The sequence below is a fragment of the Mannheimia kashgarensis genome, from assembly GCF_041807705.1.
Classification (GTDB): domain Bacteria; phylum Pseudomonadota; class Gammaproteobacteria; order Enterobacterales; family Pasteurellaceae; genus Mannheimia.
This window is the reverse complement of record NZ_JBGTYY010000004.1, coordinates 103,137-129,918: the sequence shown is the minus strand read 5'-3', so window position 1 is coordinate 129,918 and position 26,782 is coordinate 103,137. Positions and strand designations below refer to the sequence as shown.

The 26,782-nt window shown below is 39.5% G+C and carries 23 protein-coding genes and 2 pseudogenes; 10 read left to right on the top strand and 15 right to left on the bottom strand.

What is annotated here, in order from left to right:
- The first annotated feature begins 170 nt into the window (after positions 1–170).
- Positions 171–812, top strand: a complete 642-nt coding sequence (gene pyrE / locus ACERCF_RS03745; protein ID WP_373624659.1) for an orotate phosphoribosyltransferase — start codon at positions 171–173, stop codon at positions 810–812.
- Between the two features lie 34 nt (positions 813–846).
- Here pyrE and brnA read toward each other — a convergent pair whose 3' ends face one another.
- From brnA to nhaB, 5 genes are all read right to left on the bottom strand, one after another.
- Positions 847–1,089 (bottom strand): type II toxin-antitoxin system BrnA family antitoxin, encoded by a 243-nt coding sequence (gene brnA / locus ACERCF_RS03740; protein ID WP_373610856.1) that lies wholly within the window; start codon positions 1,087–1,089, stop codon positions 847–849.
- The gene (locus tag ACERCF_RS03735; RefSeq protein ID WP_373624658.1) at positions 1,073–1,369 is read right to left on the bottom strand and encodes a BrnT family toxin; all 297 of its coding nucleotides are present in this window, start codon (positions 1,367–1,369) and stop codon (positions 1,073–1,075) included. The genes brnA and ACERCF_RS03735 overlap by 17 nt, the downstream gene beginning before the upstream one ends.
- A gap of 137 nt (positions 1,370–1,506) precedes the next feature.
- Positions 1,507–2,697 (bottom strand): cystathionine beta-lyase, encoded by a 1,191-nt coding sequence (gene metC / locus ACERCF_RS03730; RefSeq protein WP_373624657.1) that lies wholly within the window; start codon positions 2,695–2,697, stop codon positions 1,507–1,509.
- Between the two features lie 71 nt (positions 2,698–2,768).
- On the bottom strand, positions 2,769–3,308 hold the full coding sequence (gene dsbB, locus ACERCF_RS03725; protein ID WP_373624656.1) for a disulfide bond formation protein DsbB: 540 nt from the start codon (positions 3,306–3,308) through the stop codon (positions 2,769–2,771).
- Between the two features lie 66 nt (positions 3,309–3,374).
- A complete protein-coding gene (gene nhaB, locus ACERCF_RS03720; RefSeq protein WP_373624655.1) occupies positions 3,375–4,916 on the bottom strand; it encodes a sodium/proton antiporter NhaB in 1,542 nt (513 codons plus the stop codon).
- Between the two features lie 147 nt (positions 4,917–5,063).
- Here nhaB and fadR point away from each other — a divergent pair, with 147 nt between their 5' ends.
- The 3 genes from fadR (at position 5,064) to ACERCF_RS03705 (ending at position 7,462) form a co-directional block, all read left to right on the top strand.
- Positions 5,064–5,789 (top strand): fatty acid metabolism transcriptional regulator FadR, encoded by a 726-nt coding sequence (gene fadR / locus ACERCF_RS03715; RefSeq protein WP_373610851.1) that lies wholly within the window; start codon positions 5,064–5,066, stop codon positions 5,787–5,789.
- A gap of 14 nt (positions 5,790–5,803) precedes the next feature.
- Positions 5,804–6,874: a PhoH family protein gene (locus ACERCF_RS03710; protein ID WP_373610850.1), complete on the top strand. Its 1,071-nt coding sequence runs from the start codon at positions 5,804–5,806 to the stop codon at positions 6,872–6,874.
- A gap of 90 nt (positions 6,875–6,964) precedes the next feature.
- A complete protein-coding gene (locus tag ACERCF_RS03705) occupies positions 6,965–7,462 on the top strand; it encodes a hypothetical protein (RefSeq protein WP_373610849.1) in 498 nt (165 codons plus the stop codon).
- An 89-nt stretch (positions 7,463–7,551) separates the two neighbouring features.
- Here the strand turns inward: ACERCF_RS03705 and ACERCF_RS03700 are convergent, their stop codons facing one another.
- From ACERCF_RS03700 to ACERCF_RS03690, 3 genes are all read right to left on the bottom strand, one after another.
- A complete protein-coding gene (locus ACERCF_RS03700) occupies positions 7,552–8,370 on the bottom strand; it encodes a TPM domain-containing protein (RefSeq protein WP_373624654.1) in 819 nt (272 codons plus the stop codon).
- Complete coding sequence (locus ACERCF_RS03695) at positions 8,367–8,825, bottom strand: TPM domain-containing protein (RefSeq protein ID WP_373624653.1); 459 nt, start codon at positions 8,823–8,825, stop codon at positions 8,367–8,369. Before ACERCF_RS03695 ends, ACERCF_RS03700 begins: the two co-directional genes overlap by 4 nt.
- A gap of 81 nt (positions 8,826–8,906) precedes the next feature.
- Positions 8,907–9,491, bottom strand: coding sequence for a LemA family protein (locus ACERCF_RS03690; protein ID WP_373610846.1), 585 nt, complete (start codon positions 9,489–9,491; stop codon positions 8,907–8,909).
- 134 nt (positions 9,492–9,625) lie between these two features.
- On the opposite strand from ACERCF_RS03690, the pseudogene rarD reads away from it, so the two are divergent.
- Positions 9,626–10,493 (top strand): annotated as a pseudogene (gene rarD / locus ACERCF_RS03685) (EamA family transporter RarD).
- 25 nt (positions 10,494–10,518) lie between these two features.
- Here rarD and nadS read toward each other — a convergent pair.
- From nadS to fruB, 5 genes are all read right to left on the bottom strand, one after another.
- Positions 10,519–10,809, bottom strand: coding sequence for a NadS family protein (nadS, locus tag ACERCF_RS03680; RefSeq protein ID WP_373610845.1), 291 nt, complete (start codon positions 10,807–10,809; stop codon positions 10,519–10,521).
- Positions 10,810–10,812: 3 nt separating this feature from the next.
- Positions 10,813–11,139 (bottom strand): type II toxin-antitoxin system RelE/ParE family toxin, encoded by a 327-nt coding sequence (locus tag ACERCF_RS03675; protein ID WP_373610844.1) that lies wholly within the window; start codon positions 11,137–11,139, stop codon positions 10,813–10,815.
- Positions 11,140–11,334: 195 nt separating this feature from the next.
- A complete protein-coding gene (locus ACERCF_RS03670) occupies positions 11,335–12,993 on the bottom strand; it encodes a fructose-specific PTS transporter subunit EIIC (RefSeq protein ID WP_373624652.1) in 1,659 nt (552 codons plus the stop codon).
- Between the two features lie 115 nt (positions 12,994–13,108).
- Complete coding sequence (gene fruK / locus ACERCF_RS03665) at positions 13,109–14,044, bottom strand: 1-phosphofructokinase (RefSeq protein ID WP_373624651.1); 936 nt, start codon at positions 14,042–14,044, stop codon at positions 13,109–13,111.
- Positions 14,045–14,053: 9 nt separating this feature from the next.
- On the bottom strand, positions 14,054–15,529 hold the full coding sequence (gene fruB, locus ACERCF_RS03660) for a fused PTS fructose transporter subunit IIA/HPr protein (RefSeq protein WP_373624650.1): 1,476 nt from the start codon (positions 15,527–15,529) through the stop codon (positions 14,054–14,056).
- Between the two features lie 277 nt (positions 15,530–15,806).
- Between fruB and glgB the strand changes: the two genes are divergently transcribed.
- The 5 genes from glgB to ACERCF_RS03635 all read left to right on the top strand — a co-directional run bounded on the left by glgB (position 15,807) and on the right by ACERCF_RS03635 (position 25,542).
- Positions 15,807–18,062: a 1,4-alpha-glucan branching protein GlgB gene (glgB, locus tag ACERCF_RS03655; RefSeq protein WP_373624649.1), complete on the top strand. Its 2,256-nt coding sequence runs from the start codon at positions 15,807–15,809 to the stop codon at positions 18,060–18,062.
- Positions 18,063–18,086: 24 nt separating this feature from the next.
- On the top strand, positions 18,087–20,093 hold the full coding sequence (gene glgX / locus ACERCF_RS03650; protein WP_373624648.1) for a glycogen debranching protein GlgX: 2,007 nt from the start codon (positions 18,087–18,089) through the stop codon (positions 20,091–20,093).
- Between the two features lies 1 nt (position 20,094).
- Positions 20,095–21,408: a glucose-1-phosphate adenylyltransferase gene (glgC, locus tag ACERCF_RS03645; protein ID WP_373624647.1), complete on the top strand. Its 1,314-nt coding sequence runs from the start codon at positions 20,095–20,097 to the stop codon at positions 21,406–21,408.
- A gap of 98 nt (positions 21,409–21,506) precedes the next feature.
- Positions 21,507–22,943 carry a glycogen synthase GlgA gene (gene glgA / locus ACERCF_RS03640; protein ID WP_373624646.1) on the top strand — a complete coding sequence of 479 codons (1,437 nt, stop codon included), beginning with the start codon at positions 21,507–21,509 and terminating at the stop codon, positions 22,941–22,943.
- A 97-nt stretch (positions 22,944–23,040) separates the two neighbouring features.
- Positions 23,041–25,542 carry a glycogen/starch/alpha-glucan phosphorylase gene (locus tag ACERCF_RS03635; RefSeq protein ID WP_373624645.1) on the top strand — a complete coding sequence of 834 codons (2,502 nt, stop codon included), beginning with the start codon at positions 23,041–23,043 and terminating at the stop codon, positions 25,540–25,542.
- A gap of 110 nt (positions 25,543–25,652) precedes the next feature.
- Here the strand turns inward: ACERCF_RS03635 and ACERCF_RS03630 are convergent.
- Positions 25,653–26,030, bottom strand: a pseudogene (locus tag ACERCF_RS03630) (DUF3037 domain-containing protein); the annotation flags it as partial.
- Positions 26,027–26,767, bottom strand: a complete 741-nt coding sequence (locus ACERCF_RS03625) for a HipA family kinase (protein ID WP_373624644.1) — start codon at positions 26,765–26,767, stop codon at positions 26,027–26,029. The gene ACERCF_RS03625 and the pseudogene ACERCF_RS03630, both read right to left, overlap by 4 nt.
- Positions 26,768–26,782: the final 15 nt, after the last annotated feature.

Sequence of the window (26,782 nt, the reverse complement as noted above, 5' to 3'; positions counted from 1 at the left end):
AACCGTTCAAAGTGGCGGTAAACGCCTGTATGCGTAAGCTTTTAACCGTGATTAATGCCATCGTCCGTGATGGCTCACAGTGGAATGCTCACGTGGTTTAATTAACGAATTTGTATCTTGCCAAAAATGTTGAGGAGATACAGTTGCTACATATAAAGGAAAACAACAAAATGCAACAATACAAACACGACTTTATCGAATTTGCCCTTAGCCGCAATGTGCTAAAATTTGGCGAATTTACCCTAAAATCGGGGCGAATTAGCCCTTATTTCTTCAATGCTGGATTATTTAATACAGGGCGTGATTTAGCCAAACTTGGCGAATATTACGCACAAGCCATTCAAGCCTCCAACATTGAGTATGATGTGTTATTTGGCCCGGCTTACAAAGGTATTCCGATTGCAACCACAGTTGCGGTGGCGTTAGCTAACCAATTTGATGTGGATAAACCGTGTTGTTTTAACCGCAAAGAAGCAAAAGATCACGGCGAAGGGGGCAATTTAATTGGTTCTCCATTAAAAGGTAAGATCTTGCTGGTTGATGATGTTATTACTGCAGGCACAGCAATTCGTGAGTCAATGGAAATTATCAATGCTAACAATGCCCAATTAGCGGGTGTGCTGATTGCCTTAAATCGTAAAGAGAAAGGTAAGGGGGAACTATCTGCTATTCAGGAAGTGGAGCGTGATTACGGCTGCCAAGTGTTCTCGATTGTGGATTTTGATGATTTAGTTACTTTTATTGAAAAATCAGAACAATACGCACCTTATTTACCGAAGATGCGTGAATATCGTGAAAAATATGGTGTATAGTCTTGAATAAGGGAGATAGTTTATCTCCCTTTTGTTATTTAATAGGCTGAGGCGGTAATTTTTCTGCAATCCACATTTTAATCAATGCTTGGCGAGGTACGCCTAAATGGCGAGCTTGTTTATCTAAGGCCTCTACCATCCAATTTGGAAAATCCACATTGACACGCTTTATTTGTCCAGGGCGATGAGCGGTTGAAAGATCAAAATATTGAATAACATCTTCTTTTCCTTCATCAAAGATACGTTCTAGTTCTTCAGCACTAATGGTATTTTTCATAACAAGATATTTCCTTTTTTCGTGAACGTCTGACAGAAATAAGTCGAATAGCATCATTTCGCATTGTAAAAAATGCACTCCAATGTTTCCCGAAAAGTTTAGCAACAGTTAGATAACGAGGCTCTATATCTGAACGAGAAACTAATGTTACTCTTTTTTCATCATTCCACAACAACTTTGCTTGTTCAAAATCAATGCCGTGTTTGGCTAAATTGATTTCACTCTTATTAGGATCGTATTCAAAGACTAGTGGAGTGCTATATTGCAAATCTATATACATACTATTCCTTTTTTATACCTTTTACAAGATAAGGAATAGCATAAATAAAATAGAAAAATGGCACAAAATGAAAAAGTGATTTTTTCGACAGAGATCGAAAAAATCACTTTTGTTGCTTGACGAATAAAGAAGTTTGATTACTTAATTCTCTCAAACCCTTGCTCTAAATCAGCAATTAAATCTTCAACGGCTTCTAAGCCGACGTGAATACGAATTAATGTACCGGTGAGCTTACGTTCAATGGCTGGGCGAATGCGGGCGATTTCTTCGGGTTGGTTGGCAAGAATAAGGGATTCAAAGCCACCCCAAGAATATGCCATTGAAAACAGCTCAAAGTGTTCTAAGAAGTTGGCTAATTTTTCTGGAGAGAGCTTTTCGCAAAGTTCAAATGAAAATAGACCGCTTGATCCTAAAAAATCACGTTTGAAAAACTCGTTACCAAAACAACTCTCAAGTGTAGGGTGGTAAACTGCTTTCACTTCAGGACGTTTTGTCAGCCAATTTGCGATTTCAATACTGCTTTTTTCGTGCTGAGCTAAGCGAATGCCTAAGGTGCGTAAGCCACGTGCGGTAGTGTAGGCGGAATCGGCATCAACCATTTGCCCCATTAAATAAGAACCTTCACGCAATTTATCCCAACAGCGAGCGTTAGATACTGCGGTGCCGATCATCACATCAGAATGTCCGACCAAATATTTCGTGCCAGCTTGAATGGAAATATCAATGCCGTGTTCTAAGGCAGGAAATAACACGCCAGCAGACCAAGTATTATCGATCATAATCACGATTTCAGGATTGACTTCACGAGCTACTTTTACTAACGTTGGAATATCAGGCACTTCCATAGTAAGCGAGCTTGGCGATTCTAAAAAAAGTACTTTAGTGTTAGGTTGGACAAGAGCTTTCAATCCTTCGCCGATCATCGGATCGTAATAGGTTGTTGAAACGCCCATTCGTTTTAAAAGCACATTACAGAACTCTTGGGTCGGTTCATAAGCTGCCCCTGTCATTAAAACGTGGTCGCCTTGTTCCACAAAGGCTAAAATCGAATTTGTTACAGCTGCTGCACCGCAAGGGTAGAGATAGCAACCTGCACCTCCTTCTAACTCACACATTGCCTCTTGCAGTGAAAAATGAGTGAGTGTGCCACGTCGTCCATAAAATAAAGCCCCTTGATAGCGGTTTTGGGTTGCGTATTTTTTATCTTCTAAGGTGTCAAACATTAAAGAGGAAGCTCGTTGAATAATAGGGTTTACCGCCCCTTGTGTATAGCGTTTTTTACGCCCGGTATGAACAAGTTTAGTGGAAAGATTTTTATAGTTAGACATTCGTTTCTCCTAATAAATAAGCGGTAAGATTTTACAAATTTTTTGCAAAATCTTACCGCTTGTAACCCGTATTAACGGAAAATAAAGCTATTTTTTTGTCGGCTACGTTTAAATTGGCTGATTAGCACAATCACCGCAAAAATCAGGTACACCGCAAAAGTAAAGATTAGCCATTGAGCCATTGAAAAGCCAAACATCTCCCATTGGCTTTGGCTACAGTTTATCGGACCGGGTGCAAATACGCTTGGAATCCATTGGTCAAGCGGTAGTGTTTGTGGAAAATCAACTTTAAATTCGCATTGATTCCAAGGCGAAGGATTAACTTGATAATCGTGATGCTTAAGTGCCAGCGTTAAGCCTTTAAAGGCACTACCGAGCCAAATCAAAATTGCCAACCAGCGAAGAACAGCGTAGCGGTTGCCAAGAAAACCTAAAACGCCTGCAAATAAAATACCAAATAAAGCAACCCGTTCATAAATGCACATTACGCAAGGCACTAAGCCAATTCCGTGTTGAAAGTATAGGGCGACACCTTCCAGCACAATACAGCTTAATACCAGAAAACACCACGCACCACGAGAGAGTGATAGATTTTTAAAATAATGGAGCATAATGATTCCTTATATTTATCAAATGCATTCATTCTACCTGATTTGGTATCGCTTATCTATCTGAGATTAGCGTGTAACAAACCAGCCCCAGCTTAGCATTAGCTCTGTCATTGATGGCAGTAAAAATTCCAATGCTAAGAAGCCAACAATAGAAAGTACGATAGTATAAGGCAGAGCCATATATACCATTCTGCCATAAGAGAGCTTAATTAATGGAGCAAACGAAGAAGTTAATAGGAACAAGAAAGCAGCTTGTCCATTTGGTGTTGCAACAGATGGGAGGTTTGTTCCAGTATTAATCGCAACGGCAACTAAGTCAAATTGTTCACGCCCGATAATCCCACTTTCTAATGCGGTTTTAGCTTCATTAATATAAACCGTGCCCACGAATACGTTATCTGAAATCATCGAGAGTAATCCGTTGAATATATAAAATAGAGCTAATTGAGATTGAGGCTCTGAAGCTAATACAAATGAAATAATCGGTTGGAATAATTTTAGATCGATAATCACAGCAACAATAGAGAAGAATACGATTAATAATGCGGTAAACGGCATTGATTCTTGGAATGCTTTACCCAAAGCGTGTTCATCAGTAATGCCACAAAATGCAGTACAGATGATGATAATAGTTAAACCGATAATCCCTACATCAGCAAGGTGCAATGCTAAACCGATGATGAGCCAAACGCCTGCAATGGCTTGCACAATCATTTTTAGCTTATCTTGCTTCGTCATTTTCTGCTCTTTTAATTGATTATAGCGAGCAAGTACAACCCACACGCGGCGAGGTAATCTATCGCCATACCCGAATAACTTGTACTTTTCAACAATAAAACAAGTTGCAATACCGCAAATTAATACAGGAAAGCTAACAGGTAGAACTCGTAATAAGAATTCAATAAAGCCCCATTCAGCTTGTGAAGCAATAATTAAGTTCTGTGGCTCCCCTACCATCGTCATCACGCCACCTAAGGCAGAACCTACACCTGCGTGCATTAATAAACTTCTTAAGAAACCACGAAATTGCTCTAAAATTTCTTTGTTAGTCAGAATTTTTTCATCATTGGTAATATCGGTTGAATCATCAAAACTATTGCCTGAAGCAACTTTGTGATATACCCCATAAAAGCCTGTTCCCACGCTAATAATAACTGCAATAACCGTTAAGGCATCAAGAAATGCAGATAAAAATGCGGCGCTTAAACAGAAAGAAAGGGAGAGAATTTTTTTAGAGTGGATAGCAACGAGGAGTTTGGTAAAAATATAAAGCAGAAGTTGCTTCATAAAATAAATACCTGCCACCATAAACATCAAGAGCAAAATGACATCAAAATTAGCAATAATTTCGTGTTTTATGTGTTTCGGGCTGGTCATACCGATGATAACTGCCTCAATAGCCAGTAGACCACCAGGTTGTAACGGGTAACATTTCAACGCCATTGCAAGGGTAAAAATAAATTCAGCAACTAAGAACCAACCTGCAACAAAAGGACTAATAAAGAAATAAATAAGAGGATTAATAATTAAAAATGCCAAAATACAGAGTTTGTACCATTCAGGGCTTTTCCCTAAGAAACTCTTAAAAAGAGCGTCAAGATTACTCATAAAAACCTCAAAATTGAAAATAATATTGCAATTGTAATATAGTTTAGATTAAAGGATAATAGCTTACTAAATTTTTAGCCATAATAATTGATCACAAATAAAAAATCATTTGTTAAAACATAAATTTTTTATGTTTTGGGGGAATTAATGGAAAACAGCGGTATTTTAAAGGCACAAAGCCCGGCAGCATTAGCGGAAGAGTATATTGTAAAAAGCATTTGGAATAACCACTTTCCGGCGGGCACAGATCTTCCAGCAGAAAGAGAGCTTGCCGAACGTATCGGTGTTACCAGAACTACATTAAGAGAAGTTTTGCAACGCTTAGCCCGTGAAGGCTGGCTAAATATTCAACATGGCAAACCAACCAAAGTGAATGATATTTGGCAAACAGCTGGTCCGAATATTATTGGTACTATTATTAAGCTGGACAAAAACTACCTGCCCGTTGTGATTTCAAACGTAGTTTCACTCAGAACCCGTATGGCAGAGGCCTATATTCCTGAAGCAGTTAAACTTGCTCCTGAAGAAAGTGCAAAACTCTTTGATGGCTTAGATAATCTCGAAAACACCGCAACTGCTTATGCAGAATTTGATTACAAATTGTTCAGGAAGTTTACTTTTTTAGCAAATAAACCTGTTTATGCCTTGATTTTGAATAGTTTCAAATCTATGTATCATCAAGTGGCGAAAATATTTTTTGATGACCCGAACAACCGTCAATTAACCTTAAACTTTTACCGTTCCCTACTTGCAGCCTGCATTGCAAAAGATAGTGAAAAAGCGACCGCTTGTATGGCAAAAAATCGTCAATCGAGCGGCGAAATTTGGAAGAAATTGTCCGCAAATATTCCCGAAAGTTTCTGTGGACTTTAACAGAAGGCAATACTTTGAACGAAATTATTTTTAGTTTAGAACCTCAAGACAACGCACGTCTGCAATCACTTTGCGGTGCGTTTGACGAGCATTTAGCTCTTATCGAAAAAAGTTTTAACTTAGTTATTTCCCGTCAAGGGTTTAACTTTACCATTCAATCCGCAGACGAAAACCATTATTCTGCCAGCCTCATTCAAAATAGCGTAAAGCTCATTAAACAGCTCTATAATGAAACCGCACCGATTAAAGGCAAAATCAAAGAGTTGGATTTGGAAGACGTGCATTTAGCCATTCAAGAAAGCCGAATGTTGCTACAAAACCAATGGCAAGCCGGTACACAAGGCGAGATTGCAATCAAAACCAAACGAGGTGTGATTAAGCCTCGAGGCGAACATCAACAAGCCTATCTCCGCAATATTTTAAGCCACGACATCAGCTTTGGTATCGGGCCGGCAGGTACGGGGAAAACCTTCTTAGCCGTAGCAGCAGCGGTGGAATCTTTAGAGCGTCAAGAAATTCGACGTATTCTACTTACTCGCCCAGCGGTTGAAGCAGGAGAGAAGCTCGGGTTTTTACCGGGCGACTTAGGACAGAAAATTGAACCTTACTTACGCCCGCTATACGACGCCCTTTTTGAAATGCTTGGCTTTGAAAAAGCCCAAAAATTAATGGAGCGAGGTGTGATTGAAATTGCACCACTTGCCTATATGAGAGGGCGAACATTAAATGATGCATTCATCATTTTAGATGAAAGCCAAAACACCACTACAGAACAGATGAAAATGTTCTTAACCCGAATTGGCTTTAATTCTAAAGCCGTGATTACGGGTGATGTTACTCAAGTAGATTTACCTCGCAGCCAAAAATCAGGCTTAAAACACGCAATGGAAGTGCTAAAAGATGTGCCTGATCTCAGCTTCAACTTCTTTGACAGCAAAGATATTGTCCGCCACCCAGTGGTTGCGAAAATTGTTCAAGCCTATGACGCTTGGGAAGCTATTGATGAAGAAAGACGAGAGCAACGTAAATTAGAAAAACTTGCTCTTGAGCAAGAAAAAATTTTGGCTCAAGCTGAAGTTTTATAACAACAAGCGGTTAAATTTGTAAAATATTTTGCAAATATAACCGCTTATTTTTTATGTAATAAATGTAATATTTTTTACTAGGAGTTACTTATGAAAAAAGCAATTCAATTTATGGCTAGTTTAATGGCTATATTTGCATTATGTGCTTGTTCGCAAACGACCACAAATCCATCTATTGGTAAATCTGATTTTATAAAATATCAGCAATGGATAGAGGCTGAACCTTTGAAAGATGAGCCAGATATGCAAGAACCTGAAACTCCAGAAAAAATTGAAAAATTCTTAGATAAGAACTTTGATAGATATATCCAACAAGGAAAAGCACTTGCTATTAGCCATAAAGAAGTTAAAGAATTAAGAGATAGAACGGTTAAGCATATTGATACTTATATGCGTGAATATATGAAACTTTATGTCCTTTCATTCGGCTGTAATGGAGCAAATGCATACTGCAAATCGTTAGAACCTCGAGCTAATGCCTTCAAGCAGAAAGCTCAGAATATGGAAGCAGAGATTTCAAGTATGGAAAAAGAGTACGAAAGATTAGCAAAACAATTTGGGGTAGAAGCTGGTAGTATCTTAAGATAAGACTTGAATAAAAAACGAAAGCGGTCATATTTGTAATATTTTTTGCAAATTTAACCGCTTGTATTTGTCTTATTGGAATTGATGTGAAATTACCAGCTTCCGCCAGCACCGCCACCGCCTGATGAGCCTCCGCCGAAGCTATCGCCGCTGCCGAAACCTCCGCCAAAGCCTCCGCCAAATCCACCAGAGTGTCTGCCGAAACCGCCACTTCTGCGTTGGCTTTCTCTTAGCACTTTGCCGAGTTGATCCATTGAGCTTGGGCTAATGTAGGTATTATCTCGTGGGCGGAATATAAGGAAGATCACCATTCCTGCAAACAAGAAGAAGAGTAGCCCGTCAATATCATCGAATGCTTGAGTTTCCTCTCCGTAGCTTGCGTAAGGAGCATATTCGCCGTTAATGGCCGCCATAATGGCAGACAAACCGCGTGCGATCCCTGCCGCATATTGTTCTTGTTTGAAGAACGGAGTAATGTCATTACGAATAATGCTTGATGCAATGGCATCAGGTAAAGCTCCTTCTAAACCTCGACCTGTGGCAATAAAAAGTTTTCGGTCATTTTTCGCAATCAGTAATAAAACCCCGTTGTTTTCGTTGTTTTTGCTACGTCCAATGCCCCATTTATTAAATAGGGTGTGTGCATAGGTAGAAACCTCTTCGCCTTCGGTACTCGGTACAATTACTACAGCAATTTGTGAGCTGGTTTTAGCACGGTTGGCAATTAACGCATCTTCTAAGGTTTGCCATTCCTGCTGGCTTAGCGTGTTTTTAGTGTAATCTGTGATGTAATAAAACGGATTTGGCGGTTCAGGGTAGGTTACCGCCACCGCATTTACGCTAAATAACGCCAGTAGAATGAACAACAAGCGGTCAAAAAAGTGAGAAATTTTGCAAATAGATTTCATCATTTGATTACCACCTCGTTAGACAACTCATTTTGGTCGTTTTCTTGATAAGGGAAATAGTGGGCTAGTGGCTCTTCCACACTTTTGATTGCCTCACAAATTGCTTGCGTATAGTTGCCATTTTGGCAATCAATACACATTGCTTGATAGATTTTTTGCCAAAAATCATCGCCGACTTTTTGATGAATACCTTCATCGCCAATTACCGCAACATAGTGAGGTTTAAATGAGAGATAAATCAACACGCCATTACGCTGTGCGGTTTCTCGCATTTTGAGTTCATCAAAGAGTTGATTGGTTCGCACCACGGCAGCATTTTGCATTTCCTCGATCTTGGCTTTTCGCTCCACCACCACACGCAATTCTGCAGAGGTGTGCTGCTCTAAATGGCAGATCGCTTGTTCGATAAGATTAGTATCAATAGGCAATTTGTTAGAAAGAAAAGAAAATAATCCCATTTGATCCCCTTAAAAATAAAGCAATAAGCACCGAATTTGAAAGAGCTTATTGCTTTAAAATATAGATAAATTTAATACAACTTAGTTAAAGTTTACTTGTGGTGCTTTATCTGAACCCGCTTCAGCTTTGAACTGTGGTTTTGCTTTAAAGCCCATAATCATTGCTGCTAACTTAGTTGGGAATTCACGCACTTTTTTGTTGTACTCTTTCACTTTTTCGTTGAAGTTATTGCGTTCAACGTTAATGCGGTTTTCAGTACCTTCTAATTGTGCTTGAAGATTTAAGAACGCATCGTGTGCTTTTAACTCAGGGTATCTTTCAACTGAAACCAATAAGCGAGAAAGTGCTGAGTTTACACTTTGTTGAGCTTCTTGGAATTTCACCATATCTTCTTCGGTTGCATTGCTTGGGTCAATAGTAACCGCTGTTGCTTTTGCACGAGCTTCAATCACAGAGGTTAAGGTTTCTTTCTCAAAGTTAGCTTGACCTTTTACAGTGTTCACTAAGTTTGGAATTAAATCCGCACGGCGTTGATACGCAGATTCTACATTACCCCATACAGAGTTAATATCTTCTTCTGCACGCATTAAATCGTTATATTTTGTTAATGAATAACCGCCAACAGCAAGTACAGCGATCAATAAAATCCAAAAAATCTTTTTCATTATGAAGTCCTATAAATAAAAGAGTGAAAAATTTTTGTGCATTGTATCGGGAAAAGAGCGATATGGCTAGCATACTTACAAATTTTTGCATACCATAACAGATAATTATTGACAAATTTTAGTGGTAAAGCCAAATGCTCAAAGGAATTCTAGCCTCACTCTTAGCAAATTTATTGTTTGGAGTAGTTTATTATTTTGCAGTGTTACTTCGCCCCTTAGATGGCGAGGTAATGTTTGGTTTTCGGATAATTGTTGTTATTCCATTTATTTTGCTTGCGATTATATTATTCAAGCAACATAAGCATTTTTATGGGCTTTTGCAAAAAATTCGCCAAAATCCACCGCTTGTAATGGTTATTTTACTACTTGCATTCAATACAGGTGTACAGCTTTGGCTCTTTTTATGGGCACCCAATCACGGGCAGGCATTGCAAGTGTCGATCGGCTATCTCTTATTACCTATTGTAGTCGTTGCACTTGGTAAAATAGTGTTCAAAGAGCAATTCACTTGGTTAAAATGGCTCTCGTTAGGCTTTGCGATAATTGGCGTTGGTAGTAGTTTGATTGCTTCAGGAGCAATTTCTTGGACGACTTGGGTAGCAGGTTTGGGCTATCCGATTTATATTATCCTCCGCCGTTATTTTCAAATTAATAATTTAGCTACATTCTTTGTAGAATTATTGCTAGTGCTTCCTGTTGCCTTGTACTACCTCAGCCAAGTGGAAATGAGCCAAGTTGTAGTTGAAAACCCAAATATCTATTTCTACCTCATTTTACTTGGTTTAGTAGGTGGCAGTGCTTTTATTCTTTACATCGCCTCCAGTAATTTACTGCCGATTAATGTGTTAGGCTTGCTAGGTTATGTTGAACCGCTTGTGATGTTATTAATTTTCATTTGCTATCGGGGAAGTGTTAGATTCTAGCTCCTATATTTTGATGGTTTGCTTGCTAATTTCTATAGGATTATTAAGTTGGGATAGTTTTAGACAAACAAAAAATTAGTCCTATTAAATAGAACTAATAATTTCTAACGTAAAGCGTGAATAAGCGCAGGTTGCTTTTCTAATAAAAAGAGCAATTTTTGAGATGAGCCTGTAGGAATACGGCGATGGGTTTCCCAAGATTGCACCGCCGCAGTGCTAACGCCTAATGCTTTTGCAAATTCAGCTTGTTTTAATTTAGTGCTGGCTCGAATTTGTTTGACATCCGGAATTTTATGAACGAAAACTTGTTCTGGGTTAGGCTGTTTTTTCTGTGTTTCTATTTCAACCATTTCATTTAGACTAGCGACTAAATCATCAAATAATGCTTTGTCCATTTTTTATTCCTCTAGTTTTTCAACTAATTTTTTTACGATTGAGCGTTGCTCAGTGGTTAAATTAGCTTGCTCATTTTTTGCATACATCAATAGCAGATAAATTTTACCTTTCGGTGCGACAACATAATAAATAACTCTAACACCGCCACTTTTACCTTTATTACCGATTGCCCAACGGATTTTTTGACAACCACCAGTATTCTGAATATAGCGTCCTTTTGTGTAATTCTCTAATAAAAAGAGTTGGAATTGGCGATATTCTTCATCATTCATTAAGAGCTGGCGATGTTTGCTAAACCCCTGTAATTCAATGAAAGTAAGATATTTCATTTTATTCTCCAAATCAAGAAAATTGTACTAAGTACAACTTTTAGTTATTTAGAGCATATATGAATGAGAGAAAATAAGCGATGATAAAACTTTATTTTTTCGAGCCAGATCGCAAAAATAGTTTTTGGGATTTGTATTGAAATAAAAAACGGAGCATTAGCTCCGTTTTTTGCTTTGGAAAATTGTATCAACAAATTATTCCGCTTTTTTCTTGATAGTTGCGTAAACCACGCCTGTTACAACTGAGCCGATAGCTATTGCCGCTAAGTACATTAATGGTTGTGATACGAATGGAATTACGAATAAACCACCGTGTGGGGCTTGTAAGGTAATGCCTAGAGCCATTGAAATTGCCCCAGCAGTTGCTCCACCTAAGATTGAGCTTAGGATTACACGAATTGGGTCTGCCGCTACGAATGGTAGTGCACCTTCTGAAATAAAGCATAAACCTAATACAAATGAGGCTTTACCTGCATCACGTTGGTTTGTGTTGAATTTATTGCGAGCAATGATAGTCGCAATCGCCATACCAATTGGTGGAACCATACCTGCTGCCATTACTGCTGCCATTGGCATATATTGTTGTGAAGCAATTAAGCCTACACCGAAAGTATAAGCCGCTTTGTTTACAGGGCCACCCATATCAGTACACATCATTGCACCTAGCACAATACCTAAAATAATCGCGTTGGTTTGACCCATTGTATTTAACCATTCTACTAAAGCGTCCATTAAGGCTTTAACTGGTGGGTTAATGAGATAAATCATTAACAAGCCAACAATAGCTGAACCTAATAGTGGTAGAATTAAAATCGGTTTAAGTGAAGTTAAACTTGGCGGCAGTTGGATTGCTCCGTTTAAGAATTTCACGGTATAACCAGCTAGGAAACCTGCTACGATACCGCCTAAAATCCCTGCACCTGCTGTGGTTGCGAGCATTCCGCCAATAAGACCTACCGCTAAACCCGGACGGTCAGCAATGGAAAATGCTACATAGCCTGCAAATACCGCAATCATTAAGTGGAATGCAGCACCACCACCGATGTCCATTAATGCTTTTGGTAAACCGCCTGCGATGGTTTCATCTTTGAACGCTTCAATACCAAACATAAAGGAGATAGCAATTAATAAACCACCAGCAACCACAAGCGGTAACATATGTGAAACACCCGTCATTAAGTGCTTATACAAGCCTTTTTTCTCGCCTGTAGCGGCTTCTGCATTATCTGCTTTCGCTACACCACCTTCATAGACTTTAGCTTGTGCGAAGGCTTTTTCAAATTCTTGAGCGGTTTTCTTGAGGGCTAAACCTGTCGATGTGCGATACATTGGTTTGCCTTTGAATTTCTCTAGATCCACATCAATATCCGCAGCGACAAAAACTAAATCTGCCGCAGCAACTTCTTCTGCAGAAATTGGGTTACCAGCTCCTACTTGACCACGAGTTTCTACTTTTACATTCCAGCCTTGTGCTTTAGCGTAGTTTTCAATCGCTTCAGCAGACATAAAGGTATGAGCCACACCTGTTGGGCAAGCTGTTACTGCCACGATGTTTTTCACACCTGAAGTAGAAACAGCTAGAGCCGAAGTCGCATTTGCAAAAATTTGTGCATTTTCGACCGCTTGTTTAAGGCTGGTTTCAGGTTGAGCAAAGGTTTGCTCTAAATCTAAAATTACCCCTTTTTTACCAGCGGCTTCTGCTGTGATGTTATTGTCAAATAACACCACAAAATCAGCTTGATTTGCTGGCACAACATTGTGGCCTTGCTGTTTAGCTGCGGTGCTTAATACTTCATTCACTAAGAAACGGCGAGCGTTACCAAGTGTTTGAGGGAATACAAAAGAAATATTCATTTGGAGTTCCTATATTATAATGATATGAAATGATATTCGTAGGGACGGATCCTGTGCCCGTCCGAAAAATCTTAAGAATTAGCGGGCAGGCACAGGACCTGCCCCTACGAAAGAATTAATTTAGTTTTGTAATCTGTACTTGCTCGGAAAGTTCATCAATCACTTTACGATCTTCCACACCCACATTGCTCTGAGCTACCGCATTGGCAGAAGTGGCTGAAGCAAATTTGAGGATTTGGGTTTTATCCCAACCTTGAGCGAAACCGTAAATCAAACCTGCCACCATTGAATCGCCAGCCCCTACGGTACTTACTACATTTTCACAGCGAGGTGGTTGAGCCTGTAAAACGCCTTCAGCATTGAGCCAAAGTGAGCCTTTTTCGCCCATTGAAATAATTACATTTTCAATGCCTTGATTGCGTAACTGTTGGGCTGCTTCAATAATCTCATCGACAGAATTTAATGAATGACCAACTAATACTTCAAGCTCTCGGCGGTTCGGCTTAATCAGCCAAGGGTGAGCAGTTAAACCAGCAGTTAAAGCGGCATTACTGGTATCTAACACCACTTTTAACCCTTGTTGGTGTAGAGATTCCAACCACTCGGCAAATTGCTCTGGGCTTACACCACGAGGGAGCGAGCCACAAGCGGCAACTAAGTCAAATTTATCTTTCCATTGGGCTGATTGTGAGACAAAGTTTTCCCAGTCTTGAGCTGAAATTTCAAAGCCTAAAAAGTTAAGATCGGTTACATCTGCTTCGGTTTCAGTAATTTTTACGTTAATGCGGGTTTTGCCGTGAATGCGGTAAAATTCATCATTTAGACTGTTTTGTTTAAAGGCATTAACGAAATCGCCTTGATTTTCTTCGCCTAAAAAGCCCGTTACAGCAAGGCTTAAACCTAAATCAGCCAATACTTTTGCCACATTAATGCCTTTACCAGCAGGATATAAACCTAAGGTCTCAACAGTATTTACCTCGCCAATTTCAATGCGTTTTAGCCGACCAACTAAGTCAAAGGCAGGGTTTAGGGTTACAGTTGCAATACGCATAATTCTTCCTTATTCGCCTAAACCAGCTTCGATTGCTGCACCAATGCTTGCCAATGCGGCTTCTGCATCATCGCCTATTGCCACAAAACGAAGTGTTGTACCTTTGGTTACCCCTAATGCCACAATTTTCATTAGGCTTTTCGCACTTACAAGCGGTGAATTTTTATCAACATTTTGCACTTCAATTTTGGCATTGAACTTTTTCACTTCGTTTACTAATACCGCACTTGGGCGAGCGTGTAAGCCGTGTTCGTTTCTAATTACGAATGTTGCTTCTTTTTGGTTTTCTGTAGGCACAGATACTTCTTCTTGAACAGGGGCAGAAACTGCCACACATTCAATCGTATCTTCCACTTCTGGCACAAATGAAACGCTTTCGCCTAATCCTTCTGCAATCGCTTTTTGTAGCGCTTCAATTGCTTGTTGTGCGTCATCGCCTTCCGCTATAAAACGCAAACGGTGTCCTTTACTTGCTCCTAGAGCAACCACTTTCATCGCACTTTTCGCACTCGCTGGCAGTGTGCTACGGTCTAAGTTTTCAACCGTGATTTTTGATGTGAATGGTTTAACTGCTTGTACTAAAAGTGCTGATGGGCGAGCGTGTAAGCCGTTTTCGTTACGAATAGTAAATGTGCCAATCACCTGGCTACTTGAAGAGGTTAGAGTAGCTGGTGCATTTACTTCATTCGTCTCGCCTTTTAAGAACGCAATAATTTGAGCCGCAGTTGCATTCGCAAATTGAGTACGAACATCAGCTTTTAGGAATTGAGTTAATAGCGGTTGTAGGCTGTTATCAGTTTGAGCAACGGTAACTAATGTTTGACCTTGTGTGTTACGAGCCACAGCTAAACCGTTGGCTTGGTTGCCTTTAGCTGAATCAGTAATAAAGAGATTGTTACCTAAATTTAAAGCAGTATTTGAAATAACATCGCTGATAAAGGCTTGAGAAACATAGCCCTGCTCTTGTAGTTTTGCGGCGTTAATGGCTGATAAAGTGATAAGGCTTGAAGACTCTACATTCAAAGAAATCAGCTCTGGAGATAAGGTAGGAAGGTTTTTCTTACCGCTTAATACAGCAATAAATTCATCTAAATTTTGCGTTTTCGCTAAGGTGGCAGCAGCCTCTTCATCGCTTAACACGGTAGTCAGTTGGCGGAGTAAAGTAAGATGTTCGTCTGATTTAGCTGCAATACCAATAACCACATAAGCCTTATTGCCTTCTCCCCATTCCACACCTTGTGGTACTTGGATAATTTGCACGCCTGTTTCTTTCACTAAATCACGGGTATCAAGTGTACCGTGTGGAATGGCAATACCATTGCCTAAAAAAGTGGAAGTTTGGGTTTCACGAGCAAGCATTCCGGTTTCATAACCTTCAGTGACATTACCATTTGCGACCAATTCAGCGGCAACAAGACGGATAACCTCTTCTTTGCTATTTGCTGAACCATTTAAACGGATGTTTTTTGCCGATAAATTAAGCATTTTAACTCCTTGCATTAAGGTTGATTTTTAAACTATAAATTTGCCTGCTAGTTTACTCTATTTTTGCTAAACCGTTATAGCTAAAAGTTTATAAAAATGTGATCTAGCTCACAAATTTTGCATTTAATCCTTAGCTCTCCAACTAAAACGGTTTAGTAGGAAAATTATTTTGTGATATACATCAAAAAACGAAATAAATTTACTTCTTTTATTTTTATTTAGTGATAGAGTAGAACTATTAAAATATAAGTATTCAACGTTTGAGCAAGGAGTGCCTATGCAAGATTATACTTACTCCGAAAGAGATTTAACTTTTATTGATCAATTATCTCTCGGTTATTGCAAAGACCCTTTTTCCTATTTAGGCATTCATTCTATTGATAATGGTATTATCATCAGAGCTTTCCTCCTGTCTGCTATTGCTTGCCAAGTTATTGATTTGAAAGGAAAACCTGTATCGTCAATGTTAAAAATTGATGATAGAGGTTTTTTTATTGCCGAAATTATTGGTAAAAAAATTGATTTTTCTTACCGCTTGTTGGTGGAATATGAGGGAGAAACAGTAGATATTGAAGACCCTTACCGTTTTAAAACCCACATTCAAGAGCTGGATAATTGGTTATTTGCCGAAGGTAAGCAGCTCCGCCCTTATGAAAAATTAGGGGCTCATCTTGTTACCCAAAACGAAGTGGGCGGCGTGCATTTTAGCGTGTGGGCACCGAATGCTCAGCGTGTTTCAGTAGTGGGCGATTTTAACCACTGGAATGGATTAGTTCATTCAATGCGTTTCCACCCAGATTCAGGGATTTGGGATATTTTCATTCCAAATGTACAAAAAGGGGCTTGTTATAAATTTGAAGTGTTAGATCGCAACGGTGTGTTGCGTTTGAAATCTGACCCTTACGCTTTTGCCTCACAATTCCGTCCAGAAACCGCTTCCATTGTTTCGGGGCTGCCAAGCATAGTACCTGTTGAAAATACTTGTCGTAATGCCAATGCACCAGACAAGCCGATTTCCGTTTATGAAGTGCATTTAGGCTCTTGGCGGCGAAATGTCGAAAATAATTATTGGCTAAGTTATGAAGAACTTGCTGATGAACTCATTCCTTATGTAAAAGATATGGGCTTTACCCATATTGAACTACTGCCTGTTTCTGAATTTCCATTCGATGGCTCCTGGGGCTACCAAACTACGGGTATTTATTCGCCAACCAGCCGTTTTGGTACACCTGAAGGCTTACGCTATTTTATCCAAAAAGCCCACGATAAAGGCATTGGGGTAATTTTGGATTGGGTAGTGGGGCATTTCCCTGTTGATGAACACGGTTTAGTCTATTTTGACGGCACGCATTTATACGAGCATTCCGACCCGAAAGAGGGCTATCACAAAGATTGGAACACCTTGATTTTCAACTATGGCAGACACGAGGTAAATAATTATCTCTCAGGCAATGCGTTGTATTGGATTGAGCGTTTTGGCATTGATGCGTTGCGGGTTGATGCCGTTGCTTCAATGATTTATCGAGACTATTCACGTTCAGACGGCGAGTGGATTCCAAACAAATATGGCGGACGTGAGAATTTAGAGGCCATCGATTTCTTACGTCATACCAACAATATTCTAAAAGATGAAAGTAAAGGTGGAGCAACGATTGCTGAAGAATCTACTTCTTTTGCAGGTGTTTCCCACCCAACCGAAAATGGTGGTTTGGGCTTTAATTATAAGTGGAATATGGGCTGGATGAACGATACCCTGCGTTATATGCAAAAAGATCCGATTTATCGCCGCTATCATCATAATTTAATGACTTTTGGTATGACATACCAATACAGCGAAAAATTTGTGCTACCGCTTTCACACGATGAAGTTGTTCACGGTAAAGGCTCGCTATTAAACAAAATGCCAGGGGATTATTGGCAAAAATTTGCGAACTTGCGTGCTTATTATGGTTATATGTGGGGCTATCCAGGCAAAAAATTACTCTTTATGGGCAATGAATTTGCACAAGGTAAAGAGTGGAATTTTGCAGAAAGTCTGGATTGGTATCTTTTAGGCGAAGAAGGCGGTGAGTGGCATAAAGGCGTATTAGGCTGGGTAAAAGCACTTAATCATTTATACACAAAAACGCCAGCATTATTTGAGCAAGATTACGACCCAGCAGGTTTTGAATGGCTTGTGGTAGACGATCACGACAATTCTGTATTTGCCTTTGAGCGTAGGGCAAAAAATGGCGGTAGCATTATTGTCGTAAGTAATTTCACACCTGTGGTACGTAAAGATTACCGTATTGGTGTGAATGAAGCAGGCGAATATCAAGAAATTCTCAACTCTGATTTAGCTTGCTATTGTGGAAGTAATGTAAGCAATGAAGATAAATTTGCGAGTGAAAAGATAGAATCACACGGCAGAAGGCATTCTATCAATATTACCTTGCCACCATTATCAACTATTTTCATCACAAAGACGAAAAAGCAACAGGCTAAAGAAGCTGTTCAGAAAAAAGCAACGAATAAAAAAGAAAAAGCAAAGTAGTAAAAGAAAAGAGCAGTAAAGTAAATGAAGTATTTTAGAGGTAAGCCTTTTCCGCTTGGCAGTTCACTCTGTATGCAAGCGGGCAAATTTGGCACAAACTTTGCAATTTTTTCGCAAAATGCGACCGCTATTGAATTATGCCTTTTTGATGAGAACAATCAAGAAACTCGCGTTCCAATGATTGCAAATGAAGGTACTTGGCATATTTTTGTTGAAGGTGTGAAAACTGGCTCAAAATATGGCTATCGGGTGCAAGGCGAACAAAATGAACAAGCCGGTTTGCTATTTAATGCAAATAAATTGTTGATTGATCCTTATGCCAAAGCCATTGAAGGAATGCCTGATCTGAGCAGTGAAGAAGCGGCAAAGTGGTATGTTTGGAACGATGAGCGAGATAACGGGCAGATTGCTCCTAAATCAGTAGTGGTTGATGAAACCTTTGATTGGGAAAATGATACACCACTTTACCACTCTTGGGCAGAAACTATTATTTACGAAATGCAGATTAAAGGGTTCAGCCAGTTAAATCCTGAGCTTCCCCAAGAAATTAGAGGTACTTTTGCAGGGCTAGCTCACAAAAATTCCATATCGTATTTGAAAAAGCTCGGTATTACTGCCGTTGAATTACTGCCCATTACTTACCATATTGACGAGCCTCATTTACAAAAGCAAGGCTTAGTCAATTATTGGGGCTATAATGTTTTAGGCAATTTTGCGGTTGATCCGAAATTAGCTGCAGATAAGCAAAATCCGCTTAAAGAGTTTAAGCAGTTAGTGAAAACGCTACACAAAGCCAATATTGAAGTTATTTTAGACGTGGTGTTTAACCACACTGCAGAAGGTGGGAAAGACGGTGCAATGCTCAGTTTTAGAGGGTTTGATAACCACGCTTATTGGCTAAATGAGCAGGGCGAATACGAGAATTGGACAGGTTGTGGTAACACACTTAATTTAACCAATATTAATATTCTCCGTTGGGCAATCGATTGCTTATGTTATTGGGTGGACGAATGCCATATTGATGGCTTCCGTTTTGACTTAGCCTCTATTTTAGGCAGAACTCCACGTTTTTCCGAAAAAGCCGATTTTTTCACAGCAATAAAAAGCCATTCGAAATTAGCGAATGTTAAGCTGATTGCTGAGCCTTGGGATATTGGAATGCACGGATACCAGTTAGGCAAATTCCCAGCCCCTTTTTACCAATGGAACGACCGCTATCGTGATGATATGCGTCGTTTTTGGCTAAGAAAAAAACTGGATTTAGCCACATTTGCCCGCCGATTTGCAGGAAGTGATGATGTTTTTTCGCACCATTCTGGCTCGAAAAGTATTAATTTTATTACTGCCCACGATGGTTTTAACTTACAAGATTTAGTGAGCTACAACAAAAAACATAATCTTGCGAATGGCGAAGAGAACCGTGATGGACACGGTACAAACCACAGTAATAATCACGGTGTTGAAGGCGAAACCAATAAGGAATTGGTAAAAAATCAGCGAGAAATTACCGCTTGTAGTTTATTGGCAACCCTACTTCTTTCAGGCGGTGTGCCAATGTTATTCGCAGGCGACGAAATGGGGCATACTCAACAAGGCAATAACAATTGCTATTGCCAAGATAATGAAACGACTTGGTTAGATTGGGAAAATCGTAATCAAACCAGAGTGGATTATGTGAGCGATTTAATTGCCATACGCAAACAAATTCCACTGTTATCACAACAAGATAAGTGGTGGACTGAAGATTCAGCTCAATGGCTAAATCCATCTGCTGAGCCTATGCAGGTAAGCGATTGGCATAATCAAGAGTTAAGGCAATTAACAATTTTATTCGAGGGGCAATGGCTCATTTTAATGAATGCCCATAAGCAGCCTCAAGAATTTATACTCCCTCAGGGCAACTGGCAAGTTGTTTTAGGGCAGGAAAAAGGTACTTTGATGACAGAAACGCAGTCAGTTACGCTCAATAATATGGGAGTATGCGTACTTCAAAAAAGTGATGGAGTTCACACAAAAATATTGGAGACATAACATGCTTAATCAAGAATCAACCGCACTTGTTGCCAGACAAGATTTAACGAATGAAACATTGGTTTTAATTTTAGCTGGTGGACGAGGTTCTCGTCTTTATGAATTAACAGATAAACGTGCAAAACCAGCTGTTTATTTTGGGGGAAGCCGTCGTATTATTGACTTTGCGTTATCTAACTGTATTAACTCAAATTTACTTAAAATTGGGGTGATTACTCAATATGCTGCTCATTCATTATTGCGTCATTTACAACGTGGTTGGTCATTCTTACCTTATGAGCGTAATCAATACATTGATATGTTACCTGCACGTCAGCAGTTAGACGAAAACACTTGGTATCGTGGTACAGCAGATGCGGTTTATCAAAATATGGCGATAATGAAATCTCACTATCGCCCTAAATATGTGGTGATTTTAGCAGGCGACCATATCTATAAAATGGATTACACTCAAATGCTGAAAGATCACGTTGATAAAGGAGCAAAATGTACGGTAGGTTGTATTGAAGTGCCACGTTCACAAGCCACAGAATTTGGGGTAATGGCGGTAAATGAAAAACTCAAAGTAAAAGAGTTTGTGGAAAAACCAGCTGATCCACCATCAATGCCGGGTAAGCCTGATTCGTCTTTAGCTTCAATGGGGATTTATGTCTTTGATGCAGATTATCTCTATGAAATGTTAGAAAAAGAGGCTTCAACGCCAGGTACATCGCACGATTTTGGTAAAGATATTATTCCAAAAGCGGTAGAGCAAGGCGTGCTATACGCCCACCCATTTGAGCGTTCTTGCAAAGGGCGTAATGCAAGCGGGGCAATCTACTGGCGTGATGTAGGTACGATAGATAGCTATTGGGCAGCCCATATGGATCTAGTATCGGAAGAGCCTGAGCTTGATTTATATGATGAATCTTGGCCTATTCATGGTCGTCCGCAACAAACTGCTCCTGCACGTTTCTTCTATAATCATACTCGTGCAAGAACACTAGATAATTCACTTATTGCAGGTGGTTGTGTGATTACGGATGCTGAAATCAGTAATTCGGTATTGTTTAACCGTGTTCACGTTGAAGCGGAATCAGTTATTGAACATACAGTTATTTTGCCACAAGTTACTATCGGCAAAAATTGTATTATCAAACGAGCGGTTATTGACCGACATTGCATAATTCCAGATGGCTTACAAGTAGGTGTGAATGCAGAAGAAGATGCAAAACATTTTAGAGTGAGTAAAGAAGGTATCGTATTAATTACCCAAAAAATGCTAGATAAATTAGCAGGAAAAGAAGTTAATACGGATATTAAATATACAATTTAAATATTGATGATATAATGCTTCGGATTTTAACGTCCGAAGTATTGTTTTCAAGCGGTCGAAATTTAATAAAAATTTGCAACAATATAAATGGTCAAAAAATGAAAGTTTTACACATTTGCTCTGAAATGTACCCTTTAATTAAAACCGGTGGTTTAGCTGATGTGATGGGGGCATTGCCTTTTGCTCAACAACAAATTGGAAATGATGTCAGAGTATTAATTCCTTACTATCCTAAAGTTGCTCAAAGCTTAGGTGAAACGGTGGAAGTGGCAACAATCGGCACATTTGCCGGTTTAGTGACGGTTAGATTTGCTTATTTCAATGGATTAGGCGTTTATGTGATTGACGCACCGCATCTATTTATGCGTGATGGCAATCCTTATCACGATGCGAACTATCAAGATTATATCGACAACTACAAACGCTTCGCGTTACTAGGCTATATTGGGGCTCAGCTTGCACAGGGTTTAGATCACTGGTGGGGTTCAGCCGAAGTATTACACGCTCACGACTGGCAAGCAGGGCTTACTTGTGCTTACCTGAAAAGCTGGGGTAGTAACGTCAAAACCGTATTCACTATTCATAATATCGCCTATGTAGGGCGTTTTAATGCGTTCCATTTGGCTGAAATTGGCTTGCCTTGGGAGTTTTTTAGTGCGGAAGGCTTAGAGTTTTATGGCGAAATTTCTTACCTTAAGGCAGGTTTATATTTTGCCGATCGTATTACAACTGTAAGCCCAACGTATGCACGTGAAATTACTGAAGAGATTGCAGGTGCAGGTTTACACGGTTTGCTTGCCACCCGCCAATATCAAGGCAGGCTGCGTGGGATTTTAAACGGGGTAGATGCTGACGTTTGGAACCCTGAAACTGACCCTCATATTGTGGCGAATTACCGCCCTAACTATATGCACGGTAAGGCGAAAAATAAAGCGGAATTGCAACGTATTTTTGGCTTACCAGAACAAAAAGAAGCTCTGTTAATGGTAATGGTTACTCGTTTAACCGAGCAAAAAGGGGCAGATTTCTTATTAGCGAACATTGATACGTTAATGCAGCACAATGTACAAATTATCGTGCTAGGTAGCGGCTCGCCTGATTTGGAAAATGCACTACGTTATTTCCAACATAAATATCCGAACCAAATCGGTATCAAAATTGGTTATGATGAAGCTCTTTCTCATCAAATTATTGCAGGTGGCGATGTGATTCTTGTTCCAAGCCGTTTTGAGCCTTGCGGATTAACGCAGCTTTACGGTTTGAAATATGGCACATTGCCGCTCGTTCGCCGCACAGGTGGATTAGCGGATACGGTATTTGATAGCCACAAAGAGAGTATTGAAAACCGCACCGCAACAGGTTTTGTATTTGATTACCCTGATGCACCGGCATTTTTAGAAGCCGCAATGCGAGCGATTAATTTATGGCAAAAGCAAAAATTGTGGTCAAGCGTTCGTCAAAATGCACTGGCTCAAGATTTTGGTTGGGCGAAAGTGGCAGAGCAGTATCAAAACTTATACCACGAAATTAGTTAATTTATATTTACAACATTGTTACAAGCGGTTGGATTTGCAAAAAAATTTGTAAATTCGACCGCTTGTAATGTTCATAAAAATTAGGAGAATTTACTCAATGAGCAGGCAGTCAATTAGCCCTGAAATGATTAAAAATGTAAAAGATGCAATTTTACATAAAATGGTATTCGCATTAGGTGTTGAACCTCGTGATGCCAGCAAACGTAACTGGTTAAATGCTGCACTTCGTGTGGTACGTGATTTATCTACCGAAGAGTGGTTACAAACCCGCCGTAGCCACGTTGCAAATGGCAGTCGCCGTGTTTATTACCTATCAATGGAATTTTTGATGGGGCGAACTTTCAGTAATGCGATGATCTCGGAAGGCGTTTATGAGCTAATCGGTGCTGCGTTAAAAGAGTTAGGGCAAGATCTGGAAGATATTATTAACGAAGAAGGCGATCCGGGCTTAGGTAATGGTGGTTTAGGTCGATTAGCGGCTTGTTATTTAGATAGCCTTGCGACAATGAAAATCCCTGCTATCGGCTATGGTATTCAATATGAATATGGTATGTTCCGCCAAGAAATTCGCAATGGCGAGCAAGTAGAACAGCCTGATGAATGGTTAGAAAATGAATTTGTGTGGCCATATTTACGCTCAAGTAAGCGTTTCCCGGTCCGCTTTGGTGGGAAAACTTGGCGTGAAGGCAAAAAAGTCGTATGGCAACCGGAAGAAGAGATTGTTGCTCAAGCTCACGATCAGCTCATTCCGGGTTTTGAAACCACATCAACCAATAGTTTACGTTTATGGTCTGCTCACGCTTCGGGTAAAGGTTTTGCGTTGTCAGAGTTTAATCGTGGCGATTACTTTGCTGCAATGGTTAAACAAAATAGCTCAGAAAACGTTTCTCGTGTGCTTTATCCTGATGATTCTACCTATAACGGTCGTGAATTGCGTTTACGTCAAGAATATTTTCTTTGTTCTGCATCGGTACAAGATATTATTCGCCGCCACGAAGCGGAATTTGGCTCTTGTGTAAATTTAGCGGATAAAGTAGCAATTCACTTAAATGATACCCACCCAACCCTTGCTGTGCCTGAGTTAATGCGTATTTTAATTGATGAAAAAGGCTATTCTTGGGAACAAGCGTGGGCAACCACCAGCAAAACATTCTTCTACACTAACCACACGTTAATGAGTGAAGCGTTAGAAACGTGGCCGGTTGAAATGTTAGCTCGTGTGTTACCACGCCATTTAGAAATTATTTTTGATATTAACGAACATTTCTTGGAAGAGGTGCGTAGCCAGTTCCCAGATGATAATGATCTGATCTCTCGTGTATCACTTATTGACGAACAAGGCGACCGCCGTGTGCGTATGGCGTGGCTTGCAGTTATCGCTTCTACAAAAGTAAATGGTGTGGCGAAAATTCACTCTGACTTAATGGTTGAATCTATTTTTGCCGACTTTGCTCGTATTTACCCGAACCGCTTTACCAACGTAACCAATGGCGTAACGCCTCGCCGTTGGATCAAAATTGCCAACCCGGGTCTTGCGAATATTTTAGATAAATATATCGGCGATAACTGGCTAACCGATTTAAGCGAATTAGAAAAATTCAATGAGTTTGCGGATAACGCTGATGTACAGGCTCAAGTTGCTGCGGTTAAATTTGAGAATAAGCGCCGTTTAGCAAATTATATTGAAGAAACACAAGGCATTACGCTTAATCCTGAAGCGATTTTTGACGTACAAATCAAACGTATTCATAAATACAAACGTCAGCAAATGAATGTGCTTCACATCATTACGCTTTATAATCGCATTTTACGCAATCCAACGGCGGATTGGACACCTCGTGTGTTCATCTTCGCAGGTAAAGCGGCAAGTGCGTATTATGCAGCGAAGAAAGTGATTCGCTTAATTAATGATGTAGCAAGTGTGGTAAATAACGACCCTCGCATCAATGATTTAATCAAAGTCGTATTTATTCCGAACTACAGCGTATCGTTAGCCCAGATGATTATTCCAGCGGCAGACGTTTCAGAGCAAATTTCATTAGCAGGTACAGAGGCCTCTGGTACATCGAATATGAAATTTGCCCTTAATGGTGCTTTAACCATTGGTACGCTAGACGGTGCGAATGTGGAAATTTTAGGCCGTGTAGGCAAAGAGAACATCTTCATTTTCGGTAACGAAGTAGAACAAGTGGAAGAACTCCGCCGCAATGGTTATTCGCCGTATCACTACTACGAAAAAGATAGTGAGCTGAATGAAGCGATTTCACAAATTCTAAATGGCAAATTCTCGCCAGAAGATCCATATCGCTACCAAGATTTGATCTTAAACTCTGGCGACTACTACCAAGCCTGTGCAGATTACCGCAGCTATGTGGAAGCTCAAGAGAAAGTGGCTCAAGCCTATCGCAATAAGAAAGCGTGGATTCGTTCGGCAATCATCAATATTGCCAATATGGGTTACTTCTCGTCAGACCGTTCGGTAATGGATTATGCCAATAACATCTGGAAAATCGAACCAATGAGCGAAGAGCAATTAAAAGGCGATGCAACGATGGACAGCATTATTGAAAGTTCAAACAAGTTGTTGAATTTAAAATAATGGTTTAGGCAAAACGGTAAGAGAAATCTTACCGTTTTTGTTTTAGAGGGATTTGCAAAATATAGCAGAAAAATGACCGCTTGGTATTATTGGCCAGCATTATCCAAATTAGAGGAGATATATTCTTTATAAAGTGTATCAAAATAAGTTTGTGGATCATCAACAATGCCAACAGCGGCATTGCTGTATTGCACGCATCCCTCTTTAACATCAACATAGTTGTGAAAAAAGCGAGCCATTTCCTCTACATTAAAGTCGAAGGGCTGTGAAGTGATATAACGGAGCTCTTCATCGATAATATCTCGAGTATGAGTAAAAATATCTCTATCATAGAAAAATTGTTTTACACGTTGGTTGTCCTTATCAACAAGGCGATAAGTGAGTTTTCTCTTTTCAGGCTCGCACATTAATAGACCAACATTAACGAATTCGCCCGTTTCGATATAAGGTCTAAATCTGACAAAACTGTATAAAATAGGTTGTTTCATTCAATATTATCCCAATAGTGTTTGTTTTTGATGCGTTCTAAAATTGCTTTAATTTGTTGTATATGATTTTCTATTTTTTGAAATTCATCTTCATCAGTTGGAAACCAATCATCGGGGATAGATTGATAAATATCTTCAAAATTGTTTAAGATGTTCGTCGCTTTTTCAGTAAATGCTTTTTTATCCGTGAGAGTTAATCGCCATTCTCTATTTTGAATAGAAAAGATATGTTCATTAAATTGAGCATTTTTATCAAAAGCGAGGTTGTGATCGATAACAAGGATTTTCTGCTTTTGCTCATCAAAAAGCAAGTTAATATTGCCCGTTCCCACTTTTGATGATGTTCGATCGGAATTTAATATCCAACGATCAAACATATATAACCATTTCTGCATTTCTTCTGGTAAGTAAAGCGGATTGTGAGCTTGAGAACTTTTGGCTGTAACAGTAGGCAATGTATATTCAGAGCCAAATACGGTTTGTGTTGTTAAGGCTGCTTTCCACTCAGACTGAATAAGCTGAAATACTAATTTATCAAAATGAAGTAATTGAATATTTGGACAAGGCAATTTCATTTTAATGGCTAATGTAGAACCAATCCATTCAGCAAGTAATTGATAGATTGGCATCATTCCTGATGTTTTTACGATATAGCTTTTGTTATCGTCAGCTTTACAAATAAATGGTCGAGTAATGCCCATTTGTGTACGTTCTTGGATAAATATAATTTTTGCCATCATTATTCCTCTCAA